Source organism: Aeromonas sp. R5-3 (genome assembly GCF_040908225.1).
Classification (GTDB): domain Bacteria; phylum Pseudomonadota; class Gammaproteobacteria; order Enterobacterales; family Aeromonadaceae; genus Aeromonas; species Aeromonas dhakensis.
Window position 1 is genome coordinate 165,591 of sequence record NZ_JBFODH010000029.1, and the last position, 13,147, is coordinate 178,737.

The 13,147-nt window shown below is 61.4% G+C and carries 12 protein-coding genes; 4 read left to right on the forward strand and 8 right to left on the reverse strand.

The window, feature by feature from the left end; translation table 11 throughout:
* Window positions 1–10: 10 nt before the first annotated feature.
* From AB5Y95_RS20080 to AB5Y95_RS20100, 5 genes are all read right to left on the reverse strand, one after another.
* Window positions 11–2,224 carry a chemotaxis protein CheA gene (locus tag AB5Y95_RS20080; protein WP_368161894.1) on the reverse strand — a complete coding sequence of 738 codons (2,214 nt, stop codon included), beginning with the start codon at window positions 2,222–2,224 and terminating at the stop codon, window positions 11–13.
* Between the two features lie 26 nt (window positions 2,225–2,250).
* A complete protein-coding gene (locus AB5Y95_RS20085) occupies window positions 2,251–2,577 on the reverse strand; it encodes an STAS domain-containing protein (protein ID WP_368161895.1) in 327 nt (108 codons plus the stop codon).
* A 14-nt stretch (window positions 2,578–2,591) separates the two neighbouring features.
* Window positions 2,592–2,960: a response regulator gene (locus tag AB5Y95_RS20090; RefSeq protein WP_005303778.1), complete on the reverse strand. Its 369-nt coding sequence runs from the start codon at window positions 2,958–2,960 to the stop codon at window positions 2,592–2,594.
* A gap of 9 nt (window positions 2,961–2,969) precedes the next feature.
* Entirely contained in the window at window positions 2,970–4,184 is a 1,215-nt protein-coding gene (locus tag AB5Y95_RS20095) for a methyl-accepting chemotaxis protein (RefSeq protein ID WP_368161896.1), read from the reverse strand.
* 299 nt (window positions 4,185–4,483) lie between these two features.
* Window positions 4,484–5,572, reverse strand: coding sequence for a ketoacyl-ACP synthase III (locus tag AB5Y95_RS20100; RefSeq protein WP_017763914.1), 1,089 nt, complete (start codon window positions 5,570–5,572; stop codon window positions 4,484–4,486).
* A 203-nt stretch (window positions 5,573–5,775) separates the two neighbouring features.
* Here AB5Y95_RS20100 and AB5Y95_RS20105 point away from each other — a divergent pair, with 203 nt between their 5' ends.
* From AB5Y95_RS20105 to AB5Y95_RS20120, 4 genes are all read left to right on the forward strand, one after another.
* A complete protein-coding gene (locus AB5Y95_RS20105) occupies window positions 5,776–6,717 on the forward strand; it encodes a LysR family transcriptional regulator (RefSeq protein WP_368161897.1) in 942 nt (313 codons plus the stop codon).
* 128 nt (window positions 6,718–6,845) lie between these two features.
* Entirely contained in the window at window positions 6,846–7,454 is a 609-nt protein-coding gene (locus AB5Y95_RS20110) for a LysE family translocator (protein ID WP_368161898.1), read from the forward strand.
* Window positions 7,455–7,556: 102 nt separating this feature from the next.
* Window positions 7,557–9,416, forward strand: coding sequence for a U32 family peptidase (locus AB5Y95_RS20115; RefSeq protein WP_042009175.1), 1,860 nt, complete (start codon window positions 7,557–7,559; stop codon window positions 9,414–9,416).
* A gap of 104 nt (window positions 9,417–9,520) precedes the next feature.
* Complete coding sequence (locus AB5Y95_RS20120) at window positions 9,521–9,892, forward strand: ASCH domain-containing protein (RefSeq protein WP_208200445.1); 372 nt, start codon at window positions 9,521–9,523, stop codon at window positions 9,890–9,892.
* Between the two features lie 177 nt (window positions 9,893–10,069).
* Here AB5Y95_RS20120 and AB5Y95_RS20125 read toward each other — a convergent pair whose 3' ends face one another.
* The 3 genes from AB5Y95_RS20125 to AB5Y95_RS20135 all read right to left on the reverse strand — a co-directional run bounded on the left by AB5Y95_RS20125 (window position 10,070) and on the right by AB5Y95_RS20135 (window position 13,025).
* Window positions 10,070–10,858: an SIR2 family protein gene (locus AB5Y95_RS20125; protein WP_042009179.1), complete on the reverse strand. Its 789-nt coding sequence runs from the start codon at window positions 10,856–10,858 to the stop codon at window positions 10,070–10,072.
* Window positions 10,859–10,983: 125 nt separating this feature from the next.
* Window positions 10,984–11,463, reverse strand: coding sequence for a methylated-DNA--[protein]-cysteine S-methyltransferase (locus tag AB5Y95_RS20130; RefSeq protein WP_042009181.1), 480 nt, complete (start codon window positions 11,461–11,463; stop codon window positions 10,984–10,986).
* On the reverse strand, window positions 11,460–13,025 hold the full coding sequence (locus AB5Y95_RS20135; RefSeq protein WP_368161899.1) for an AlkA N-terminal domain-containing protein: 1,566 nt from the start codon (window positions 13,023–13,025) through the stop codon (window positions 11,460–11,462). Before AB5Y95_RS20135 ends, AB5Y95_RS20130 begins: the two co-directional genes overlap by 4 nt.
* Between the last annotated feature and the right edge of the window lie 122 nt (window positions 13,026–13,147).

Genomic DNA, 13,147 nt, shown 5'->3' on the forward strand with positions numbered 1-13,147 from the left:
GCTCCTGATGTTAATTGACTCTTGGTTGGGATTGCAGACGTGGAATGGCGTACTGGCTCAGCTGGCCCAGTTCCTGGTCGATGGCATGCTGGATCAGAGAGGGAATATCCAGAATGAGGGCTACCTCGCCGCCACCCAGAATGGTGGAGCCGCTGATCCCCTGCAGGCGCTGGAACAGCTTGCCGAGCGGCTTGATGACGGTCTGGAACTCCCCTAACAGCTCGTCGACCACCAACCCTGATTTCTTGCCGCCATGGCTGACGACCACGATATTTTCCCGGCGGCCACGGGTTCCCTCGACATCGAAGTAGTGCTGCAGCCGGACGAATGGCAGCACTTCACCACGCAGATTGATGTAGTTGCGCCCCTGGGTATCGGCCAGCGCGTTCTGGGTCAGCTCCACGCACTCGATCACCATGTCGAGGGGGATGACGTAGTAAGTGGTGCTGACGCGCACCAGAAAACCGTCGATGATGGCCAGAGTCAGCGGCAACCTGATTTGTACCCGGGTGCCGAGGCCGGGCTTGCTGTCCAGCTCGACGCTGCCACGCAGGGCCTGGATGTTGCGTTTGACCACATCCATGCCCACCCCACGCCCGGATAGATTGGTGATGGCCTCCGCGGTGGAGAAGCCGGGCTCGAAGATGAGCTGGTAGATCTCCTGATCCGACAGGGTGGCATTGGCTGCCGCCAGCCCCCGCTCCTGTGCTTTTTGCAGGATCCTGGCTTTGTTGAGGCCGGCACCATCGTCCTGAATCTCGATGACGATGCTGCCGGAGTCGTGATAGGCGTTGAGGGTCAAGGTGCCCCGTGCCGGCTTGCCGGCCGCCAGCCGTTTCTCGGCCGCTTCTATGCCGTGATCCATGGCATTGCGCACCAGATGCATCAAGGGATCGCCGATCTTCTCCACCACAGACTTGTCCAGCTCGGTGTCGCCGCCGGTGATCACCAGCGCTATGTCCTTGTTCAGCTCGTGGCTGACATCCCGCACCACCCGCTGGAAGCGGTTGAAGGTATCGCCGATGGGCACCATGCGCAGGCGCAGGGCACCATCGCGGATCTCCTCGACCAGCATGGCAATGGTGGAATTGGCCTCCTGCAGCTGGCTGTCCCGTGAACGCTGGGCCAGCAGGTTGGCGCCGGAGCTGGCCACGACCAGTTCTCCCACCAGATTGATCAACTCATCCAGCTTGTCGGCGTGGACCCGGACATAACGCCCTTCCTTGTTCTTGTTCTCCTTGCTCTGATTCTGTTTCTTGAGCGCGGCGTCCACCACCACTTCGTTGACGGCACCCTGGGCGATCAGGATCTCCCCCAGCTTGTTGGTGTCGGCCTGCGGCTGCTCATGTTGGGCTTGCAGGCCGAGCGCAAGCTCGCTGGCCGTCAGTGCGCCTGTTTTGACCAGCAGTTGCCCCAGCATCTCGTTGTCTTCCGGCAGGGCGTTGATGAGCGCTATGTACTCGGCGATCTTGCTGTGGGGCGGCAAGATGCTGATGAGACAGTCATCTCGCACGAATTCGAACACGTCGCTCAGGGCACTCTTGTCGGCCTGGGAGTCCAGATCGATCTCGTAGCCGAGGTAACAGCTCTCCGGATCGAACTGTTCCCACTCCGGCAGGGCATGGTGAATGGTCTCGATGGCGCAGAGGGTACCCATGGTACCGAGGTAGCGCAGGAAAGAGGTGGGATCCATGCCGTTGCGCAGCACGTCAGGACCAAAGCGCAGGGAGATGTGCCACAGGGAGGTAGCGCTGACATGACTCTCCTCCTTGGTGACCGGATCGGCATCGGCAGGCTGGGTCCGCTCCGGCAGCGTGGTCTGGTTGCCGCTTTGGTGACGAGCCAGATTGCGCCGCAGCAACTCATCCTGAGCCTGTTCATCCGCACCAAGGGCTTCCCCTTGTTCAGCCACCAGACTGACGAGGCGTTCGATGTGATCCCGACTCTCCAGCAGATCCCTGATGAGGGGGGCACTTATCGCCAGCTGCTGGTTGCGTACCTGATCGAGCAGGTCCTCGACGATGTGGGTGAAGCTGACTATGGGTTGCAGGCCGAACAAGCCGGCGGAACCTTTGATGGTGTGCGCCGCCCGGAAGATGGCCCCGATGAGCTCGCCATTGTCCGGGTCGTTCTCCAGGGTCAGCAGCGCGGACTCCATCTCCTCCAGCAGCTCGCGCGCCTCGGCGATATAGGTTTGCAGGGCCTGATCAAGATTGATGCTCACGAATGACTCCTTGTCCGCGGAACCGGTTAGGCGTGATCGGCGTGGGGAATGAGGGTGGGATCACCGAAGAAGGCCGCCAGCTGGCACAGCTCAAGGGCATCAAGCACGGCATGGCTGTGCATGACCAGATGCAGCGGATAGCCTCCCTGCTGCGCCGTCTTCTTGGCCGCCAGCAGCAGCTGCAAACCAGCGCTGTCTATTTCGCTGACCTGGGAGAGATTCAGTTCCAGCTCCTGCTGGCGATAGAGCAGGGGTGTGAGCGCCTGTTTCAGCTCGGCTGCCGTGTAGATGGTCATCTCGCCCGAGATGGTCACGACACACTTGTGCTCACCCGTTTCGATTTGCAGCGGCATGAACGTCTCCCGGCTCAGGGCATGATGAGCTTGGCCACGGCAGCCAGCATCTGATCCGGCTGGAATGGCTTGACCACCCAGGCCTTGGCTCCCGCGGCCTGCCCCTCCTGCTTCTTGCTGTCCTGGGACTCTGTCGTCAACATGATCACCGGAGTGAACTTGTAGCTGGCCAGCTTCTTGGCCTCCTTGACGAAACTGATGCCGTCCATGTTCGGCATGTTGACGTCACTGATGATGAGGTTGATCTTCTTGCCGTCGAGCTTTTTGAGGGCATCCTTGCCGTCACTGGCCTCCATCACCTCGTAACCGGCTCCCTTGAGTGTCATGCCGACGACTTGGCGTATGGTGGCCGAGTCATCCACGATCAGGACTGTTTTGGGCATATATCTCTCCTAGAAAAAAATGACATCAGCATTGCTGGATGGGGTTGCCGCCTGGTGCTGGCGACCATGATGAATGTTGCGTTGTTCATCGGTGGCGTATGAGAGCTCCATGTCCGCCAACCAGCTCTCCGCATCGATTCGGATGGGGCCTGACTGGTGTGTTCTGTTGCGTGACGAGACCAGGTGGTCGTTGAGGCTGTCCATGTTTTGACGCACATGGCTGAGGATTTGACTGACCCTATCCTGGAACTGTAACGAAACGATGACATCGGAGATCTCGCGATGGATCCCGCTGCTCTCGCTCTGCAACAGGGCTGCGGATTCTGCCAGGCTAGTGGTGGCCATCCGAAAGCGTTCCAGTACCTGCTCGATGGCGTGCTCGGCATCGCTGACGGCAACCTGGTCGCGCCCGGCCGCGCTCTCGGCAATCTGGAAGGCGCGCCCGATGCCGGCATTGATGGTGTCAACCTTGTCGGTCATCTTCTGGGCGGTCTCGCTGGAGAGGCGCGACAGGGTGCGCACCTCGTCAGCCACCACGGCGAAACCACGACCAGCCTCACCGGCCCGGGCCGCTTCGATGGCGGCGTTGAGGGCCAGCAGGTTGGTCTGGGAGGCTATCTTGGCCACGTCGAGCGCCATGGTGTTGAGCTCTATGGTGTAGGCGGTGAGCGTCTTGATCTCAGCCAGCATGGCATCGCGGTTGGCCTGGGTGGAGTGCATGATGGTAATGACCTGATTGAGCTGGGCCTGACTCTGGGCCAGCACAGCGGCCATGCCGGCCGATTTTTCACCACCCAGATCACCGGCGGCATGGTGGGAGGCGGCGACCGCCTCTTCCAGTTTGGTGGTCAGGCCGGCGAAGCGCTGGGTGAGGTCGATCATGGCTCCTTCGGTTTGCTGGCGAGAGTTTTCAATTTGTTGCGACCAGATAGGCACCGCTTTTTCACATACCTGCTCGAGCCCGATGATGGAGTGGTTGAGTCCGTTATCGGCAAATGGATGGGTCTGCTTCGCCTCACTCTCTTTGTCGGCGGGTTTGGCGTGGTAGTGGCGGGCGCTCCAGAGGGTGGCGGCCAGTGCAGCCGCCAGGTTGGTCAGCAGATAAGGGAGGGGGCTGCCCGCGAGCAGCAACAGCAGGGTGCTGAACAGGCCCAGGCCAAGGCCGCAAGCCCAGCTGACCGGCTCCCAGAAGGCTAAGGTGTGTGCCCGTGTGTTGTCTGTCATACGCAAACTCGCCCCTGCTCTTGAATGTGAAGAGGGTGAGCCGTCATTTCAGTCAGACCGAATGAGCCAAGCGCAACCCGCTAATTATCAATAACTCAGTAAGGTTAGCGCAAAAAAATCGCCTGGTTACAAATTGCTCTTTCTTGCTTGGTGTTACTGAGAAAAATGGAATATGGAGGGGGCATTTGGCGGCTTGCTGTCCCTTGTTGGCGGGGAATGGCGTATCTGCACAATAAGGAAGGAGGATAGAACGAAAAAGAGCCTGCATATGGCAGGCTCTTGGCGTTGTGTAGGCGGCTTTATGCCTCGTTGGCGTGGGCCTTTTGGCACCCTTCCACGGCATGGGCGATGAGTTCGAGGGCGCTCTTGTCGCACGGCGGCAGCTCGGCCTCGCACGCCTTGATGGGTGTCACGCGATCGCCCCACTTGATGATGGCGGCGCCCCAGGTCAGACCGGCACCGAAGGCGGCGGTCAGCAGATAGCTGTTCGGCTGGACGCGGCCCTGCTCCAGTGCCTCGCACAGGGCGATGGGCACGGTGGCGGCGGAGGTGTTGCCGTAGTGCTCGATGTTGACCATCACCTTCTCCATCGGCGCGTTCATGCGTTTGGCGAGGGTCTCGATGATGCGGATGTTGGCCTGGTGCGGCACGATCAGGTCGATCTGTTCCGGTGCGATGCCGGCCTGCGCCAGTACCGTGTTGGTGGCTTCGCCCATGCCGCGTACGGCCCGCTTGAAGATCTCCTGGCCTTCGAAGTTGAAGGTGAAGAGGCCGTCGATGTCGGCAAAACGCACCCGGTCGGTACCGAAGTTCGGCACGTGCAGGATCTCGCGCGCCTCGCTGTCACAGCCCAGCTTGTTGGCGATGAGACCGCTCTCCTGCTCGCTCGCCTCGATCACCACGGCGCCGGCGCCGTCGCCAAACAGCACGGCGGTATCGCGACGGGCCCAGTCCAGCAGATAGGTGAGTCGCTCGGCGCCGATCACCAGCACCTTCTTCATCATGCCGGTCTGTACCAGCGAGGTGGCGACCGAGAGGGAGTAGACGAAACCGGTGCAGGCGGCGTTGAGGTCGAACACGGCGGCATTGGTGGCGCCCAGCTTCTTCTGCACTGCGGAGGCGGCGCTCGGCAGCAGGTTGTCCGGCGTGGCGGTGGCCAGGATGATGCCGTCGAGGTCGCTGGCTTCCAGCCCGGCGCAGGCCAGCGCGCGACGGCCGGCCAGGGTGGCCAGATCGGAGGTGCTGACGTGGGAGATGCGGCGAGCCTTGATGCCGGTGCGCGGGTAGATCCACTCATCCGACGTATCCATGATGGTGCTGAGGTCGTCGTTGGTCAGTACGGAGGGAGGCAGGCATTTGCCCCAGCCTGTGATATTGGCGTATTTCATCTTGTTACCGCTTCTCAAGTGGATCGCCCGCGGGCGGAAAATCGCGCAATTATGCCGCACGGGGCAACCACTGTCATCTTGTGGTCATGGTTATCTGGCTGCAGGGTTACGCCAGGTTGCGGGGGCCGGCGGGAAATTTCGCTTAAACTACAGAGCTTGGCTGACCTAAGATAGGGCTTTCGCCACTGGATGGAACCACCCCTTTGCACAAAGCCAATCTCAACCTGCTGCCGACCCTCAAGGTGCTGCTGGAGACCCGCAACATCAGCCGGGCGGCGGAGCTGCTGCATCTGAGCCAGCCTTCCATCAGCAAGCAGCTGGGCCAGCTGCGCAGCGAGTTTGGCGACGAGCTGTTGGTGCGGGAAGGGCCGCGCTGGCTGCTGACGCCACGGGCCGAGGCGTTGGCCGCCCAGCTGGCGGATTCCCTCGGTGCGCTGGAGCGACTCTACGAGGCTCCCGGTTTTGACTCGAGCCGCTGCGAGCGAGTGTTCCGGCTCGCCTCCTCCGATTACGTGGCCCAACATATCCTGCCGGACATCTGCGCGGCGCTGGCCAGGGAGGCGCCGCTGGCGGCGCTGGAGTACAGCCTGTGGGACAAGCGCCTGCTGCCGCAGCTGTGGCAATCCGAGCTGGACATGGTCTCCACCATCACCGAACTGGTGCCGGATCAGATCCGCGGTCTGCATCAGGGGGAAGATCGGCTGGTGGTGTTGATGGGTAGCCACCATCCGTTGGCAGGGCACTCGCTGAGTCTGGATGACTACCTCGCCTGGCCCCACCTGCAGGTGAGTGGCGGGGGCGACAAGGACAGCCCGGTGGAGCAGGTGCTGGCACCGCAGGGGCTGTCCCGGCGCTGGTTTGCCAGGGTGCCCTTCTTTCAGGCGGCGGTGGAGGTGTTGCTGCGCACCGACTGCCTGCTGACCACTCCGGCCCACATCGCCTGGCAGCTTTCCTGTGAGCACGCCCTACATTTTTGCGATCTGCCGTTTGCCAGCCGCACCCAGCAGTATCATCTGCTGTGGCACCAGCGCCACCATCAGGATCCGGCCCACAAGTGGTTTCGCGAACTGGCCTATCCCTTCCTGCGCGAGCACCTGCAGTGCACGGTGGCGGCGAGCCGCAAGGTGCTGAACCCGCCCCGCTAGCAACAGACGCTTGTGTTGGCCTATAGCCATTGGCTATGGGTTCTATTCCCAACTTTCACTTCTGGCATAACCAGGGGCCCTTTACCCTGAGCGCAGACATTCATACTCCGCTTGAGACAAGGAACACCATGGAACTGACGAGTTGGCTGGCACTGGCCGCAATCTGCGTGATGGGCGCCATCAGCCCGGGGCCGAGCCTGGCACTGATCATCCGCAACACGGTGCAGGGTGGGCAGGGGCACGGCGTGGCCACCGCCCTTGGCCACGGCTTCGGAGTCGGCATCTATGCGCTGATCACGGCTTTGGGCCTCGCCATCCTGATCACCCAGACTCCGCTGCTGTTTGACGTTATTCGCTACGGCGGTGCGGCGTTTCTCGCCTGGCTCGGGGTCAAGGCGCTGCTGGCCAAATCCGCCAAGGGGGAGGCGAGCGAAGAGGTGCACCAGCTGCGCGGTCGGCAAGGCGCCTTTGAAGGCTTTATGGTGGCCTTTCTCAATCCCCAGCTCGCGGTCTTTTTCATCGCCCTGTTCAGCCAGTTTGTGCATGCCGATACCGGCTGGCGCGAAGGTGGCATCATGATGCTGACCGCCGGCGGGATCGACGCCGTCTGGTACGTGCTGGTGGCGCTGGTGCTCTCTCGTGGCCCCGTGCTTGCCTGGCTCAAGGCCAAGTCCTTCGTCATCGACAAGGTGAGCGGTCTGGTGCTGCTGGGGCTGGCCCTGAAGGTGGTGCTCTGATCCAATCCTGTATTTTGCGGTGATCTTAAGCGGGATCAAGGCGGGGAGGGGGGCAATGCCCTAGAGTGGCGCCCATTTGCTGTCCGCCCTGATCCCGAGACCATGCACCAGAACAAGCACCCGTTAAGCCACCACAACCGGTTGGAGCTGCTGGCTCCGGCCAAGAACCTCGCCTACGGCATCGAAGCCATCAACCACGGCGCCGATGCCGTCTACATGGGCGGCCCCGCCTTTGGCGCCCGCAGCGCGGCGGGCAACTCCATTGAGGATATCGAAGCGCTGGCGCGCCATGCCCATCGCTTCGGTGCCCAGGTCTTTGTCGCCTTCAACACCCTGCTGCACGATCACGAACTGGAACAGGCGCGGCGGCTGACTCACCAGATCTACGAAGCCGGTGCCGATGCGCTGATCGTGCAGGATATGGGGCTGTTGGCGCTCGACTTGCCCCCCATCGCGCTGCACGCCAGTACCCAGACCGACAACCGCACCTCGGAGAAGGTGAAATTTCTGCAGGATGTGGGCTTCTCCCAGGTGGTGCTGGCGCGTGAGCTGTCCCTTGCGCAGATCCGCGAGATCAGTGCGGCCACCAATGTGCAGCTGGAGTTTTTTATTCACGGCGCGCTCTGCGTCTCCTACAGCGGTCAGTGCAACATCAGCCATGCCCGGACCGGCCGCAGCGCCAACCGTGGCGAATGTGCCCAGCTCTGTCGCCTGCCCTGCTCGCTGCAAAAGCCGGATGGCGAGGTGCTGGTGGCTGACAGCCACCTGCTCTCCCTCAAGGACATGGATCAGACCGACAACCTGGAGGCGCTGATCGAGGCGGGGATCCGCTCCTTCAAGATTGAAGGGCGCCTCAAGGGGCTCGATTACGTCAAGAACGTCACCGCCTGGTATCGGCAGAAGCTCGACGCCATTCTGGATAGCCGCAGCGATCTGGTGGCCTCCTCGGCCGGCCGTTGCAGCTACAGCTTCGCGCCTGATCCCAAAAAGAGCTTCAACCGCGGCAGCACCGACTACTTCCTCCATGGCCGCCAGCCCGGGATCGACTCCACCAAGAGCCCGAAATACGTGGGCGAGCCGCTGGGCCGGGTCACCAGAGTCACCAAGGATGGCATCGAGATCGACGGCAAGCCCATGAGCCTCAACAACGGCGATGGCCTCGGCTTCTTCAAGCCGAACAACGAGCTGGTGGGGATGCGCCTCAATAAAGTTGAAGGTGAGCAGTTACTCCTGTCAGAACGTATGCCGGGCTTGAAGGTAGGCACCGAAATTTACCGCAACCACGATCAGGCATTCAGCAAGGTGCTGGAGAAGGCGAGCGCCGATCGCCGCATCCGGGTCGATATGGTGCTTGCAGAGTGCGATGAGGGCTTGCGCCTCACGCTTACCGACGAGCAGGGCATCAGCGCCGCCGTCACGCTCCCCTGTGACAAACAGCCTGCCGACAACCCGGAGCGGGCGCTGCAACAGGCGCGGGATCAACTTGGCAAGCTCGGCAATACCCTGTTCGTGGCGTGCAAGATTGAGTTGGTATTCACTCACCCGCTATTCGTTGCCGCATCCATGCTCAACGGTTTGCGCCGGGATGGCATCGCCGCGCTGGAGGCGGCGCGTATAGCCGGCTACCAGCGCCCCGAGCGGCGCATCGCCCTGCGGGATATCCACTATCCCCAGCACCGTCTCTCCTACCTTGGCAACGTGCTGAACAGCGCGGCCGAGCAGTTCTTCCGCGAGCACGGGGTGGAGCGCATCGCGCCCGCCTATGAGGCGAACAAGGAGGAGCGGGAAGTGGTGCTGATGATCACCAAACACTGCATCCGTTACAGCCAGAACCTCTGCCCGAACGAGGTGCCCGGCCTCAAGGCCGAGCCGCTGGAACTCAAGATGGGCAAGGAGACCTTCCGCCTGCGCTTTGACTGCAACCGCTGTGAAATGCATGTGATGGGGAGTTTGAAACGCTGAGGAGCACGATGCCGCCAGGTTCCATGGCTCGGGCAGTGTGGCCCATTTGGGATTGAGTTATCATCCTGTGCCAGGGATCCCCAGCAAGCTGCAAGGAAGGACCTATGCTCGCACTCTCCATCGTGGCGCCCCATGGCGCCAATATTGCTTCGGGCAAGAAGACGCTCGAGGTTCGCTCGTGGTTGCCTCCCTCACTGCCCATTCGCGACCTGCTGATCGTTGAAAATGGCCGATACCTCAGCGCCGATCATCCTGTGGATCCGGCCGGTCGAGCGGTCGCCCTGGTTGACGTCGAGGAGGCCCATGAGTGGCAACCCGATGAGGTGTTGGCCGCCTGCTCGGGGGGCTGGGAGCCGGGTTACTTTGCGTGGCGGCTGTCCAACGTGCGTCCTGTGGTCGATGGGCCCGTGGTGCCGGCGCAGAGGAAGCTGTATGAGGTAGACGGCTCGGGCGTTCTGGGCGCACATTGCGGCTAAAACAGGGCTGGGCAGAGGAACAGGCATCGGCTTGTGGGTTGATCCCCATGGAGAGTGTTATCGGAGGTGGTGAGGTGGCCGCACAGCCCCTTCGATACTGGGCAGTGCGAGCGGCATCTACAGGGATGGCGCCCCTGCTGGATTGCCGGTGCGGGGAGGTGCCTTCAAGATTTTCAGTTATTGGAATTTATTCAGAAACGCCTCTAATGCCTCTCCTGGGTTCTCTTTTTCAGATGAGATCATGCTGATCCCCCATTGCTCAAGGACGGCCTCTTGTACCGGATTCGACTTGGCCGAGAAAATATACGATTTCGGCTGGGCATCACCCGCCCGGTTGGCTTTCCATAATTTGGAAAGCTTGTAAAATAAAAGCCGCAGGTTGATATCGGCCAAGCTATATCCGATAAACAACACTGATTTACCCAGCACATCCGAACGCAGTTTTATATCCAGTGGTGTTTCGAATTCAAGCCGCTCAAAATAGCTGGTCTCATCAATGACAATGGATTTGTCATCATCAAAATCACCATGGAATTTTACAACTTGTACCTTGTCACTTTTGATTCTGGTAAAGTCTGATACCGATGCGATTTTGGTAAATGGCTTGCCATAATATGCGAGGGCATGCTCTATCCAGCGGTCATAGTTGGTGGTGTATATTATCGGAAAGTTAGCTTTGGCAATGTATTCATGGACTTTGGACGTTGAAATATCGATGTCAGGTGAATGCCAAACTCTGTCCATCCAGCTTCTTAAAGGGCCTATGCTGCCTTTCTGCAAACGATAATACTCTGCCAGCGCATAGTGATCGCCAAAAGATTTGTATATTTCAGGCTCATAGCCCAGATCCTTGGCTATTTTGTCGAGCAGGGTTGACCATGATGGAAGACCAAGGTTCATCGATACCCCGGCCCCTACAAAAAGAATCACGTTGCCTTGTCTAAAGGCAGATAGTAGCTGCTCCATATTTAATCTCTCCTTAATAAATATGGTTCTGCCACTATACCCGGGTTAGAAAAGTCGCTGAAATCGTAAATCTGCAGTGGATATTATTTTATGATAGATAGTGTCTATGGTTTACAGGTATTACATTATCTTTCACTGATATTCTCCAGTTGCAGCAACGCCTTTTTAATCTCCAGTCCCCCTGCATAGCCGGTCAGGCTGCCGTTCTGGCCGATCACCCGATGGCACGGAATGATGATCGAGAGCGGGTTGCGGCCGTTGGCGGCCCCCACCGCCCGCACCGCATTGGGCTTGCCGATGGCGCGGGCGATGTCGCTGTAGCTGCGGGTCTCGCCGTAGGGGATGTCGCACAGTGCCTGCCAGACCGCTTGCTGAAACGCCGTGCCTCTTGGTGCTAGCGGCAGGGTGAAGCGTTGCAGGCTGCCGGCAAAATAGGCCTCAAATTGTGCGAGAAAAGGGGCCAGCGCCACCTTGTCCTGTTGCCAGTCGCGCATCTCGGGAAGTGCGCGCAGCCCCGCTACAAAGTCCACGTGCAACAGGCCGCGCTCGTCGATGGCCACCAGCAGATCGCCGCAGCGGCTGGGCAAGATGTCATAGCGGATCATGGGGTTGTCTCCTTTGCTTGGTTGTCGCTTGCTGCGCCGCCTGGTGCCGATTCGGTGAGCAGTGCCAGCTGCTCGCTCATGGCATGCCACAGCCAACTCGCCGCGTAGCCACGCCAGGGCCGCCACCCTTTGCTCTGGGCCAATACTTCCTTCACTGGCAACTTGGTGCCGCCCCCCAGCGCTTTTTGCAATACCAGATCCGAGGCGGGAAAGGCATCCGGATCCAGCCCGCAGCGCAGCCGCCAGTAGGCGACCGTCCAGGGGCCGATGCCGGGTAGCGCCAGCAGTTGTTCATCGCTGGCGCAGGTCAAGTTCAACTCGCCGCTGGCCAGCGCCTGTGCCAGCCCCTGCAGCGTTCTGATCCGGCTGCCGGGCATGCCGATACCGTCCAGGTTCAGCTCGCACAGCTGGGTGGGGGTGGGCAACTGCGCCACCCCGAATTGCGCCTCGGTGCGTGCCACCAGCCGCCCGAGTATGGTGATGGCCCCCTTGACCGACACCTGCTGGCCGACGATGGCGCGCAGCATCACCTCGTACTCGTCCCAGCCGGCGGGCAGCCGAACCCCCGGCCAGCGTGCCTGCAGGCGTGCCAGCAGCGGATCCTGCCCGAGCCGCGCACCGATGCGCTGCATGTCGGCATCGAGATCCCACATCCGGCGCACCCGATACAGCAGATCAGGCAGCGCGGCGGGCGGCAGATCATGGACGCTGAGCTGCAGGCTGTGCCCCTTGCCCTGGCTGATGCGCACCCGTGCGAGCCGATCGCCGACCCGGTGCAGGCGTTCATACACCTCGCCATCTACCCGCTCCAGCCCCGGAATGGCGCGCAGCCGGTAGAACGCCAGCATGGCCGCCACGTCGTACGGGGGGCGGTAGGGCAGTTGCAGCGTGAGCATCGCCCCCTCCTCGGTCTGTGGCGCAGCCTGCGTCAGGGCGGCGGCGTCGCCGGTTGGCTCGCTCTGACGACGCAGCGCCCGCGGCGCCAGCCCGTATGCCTGCTGCCAGGCGTCGTTGAAGCGGCGAATGCTGGCAAAACCTGCCGCAAACGCGATGTCGGTGATGGGCAGCCGGGTTTCGGTCAGCAGCCGTTTGGCGAGCAGCAACCGGCGCGTCTGCTCCACCTGTTTTGGCGAAGCGCCGAGGTGCTGCTCGAACTGGCGGCGCAGCGTGCGCTCACTGATGCCGACCTGTTCAGCCAACGCGGTGAGCGAGCGTTCCGCCAGCTCGCCGCGATCGATCCGGGCCAGCAGGCGTGCCAGTGTCGGCGGCAGATCGCCGGGGGCGGCGGGCGCGAGCTCAGGCCGGCAGCGCAGGCAGGGGCGCAGGCCATGCTGCTCCGCTGCGGCGGCGCTTTGGAAGTAGCGCACGTTGTGCTCGTGCGGTGGCCGCGCCGGACAGACAGGGCGGCAGTAGATGCCGGTAGAGAGCACGCCGGTAAAGAAGCGGCCGTCGAAGCGCGCATCGCGGGCCAGGCGGGCGGCATGGCACTGCTCGGCGCTGAGCGGCAGGCCTGACTCATCCTCTGGGGCCGGCGGCATCGTCATGACGTGATCTGTTGGCATCGGTGGCTCCTTGCGCCGAAAACGGGGTGGGCACGGCGGCCCGGATGAGTGAGAGACTAAGCAGGAACGAAGGCGATGACTAGCCAGAAACGGACAGCAATTGAAATAAAGCCGATGCCGTG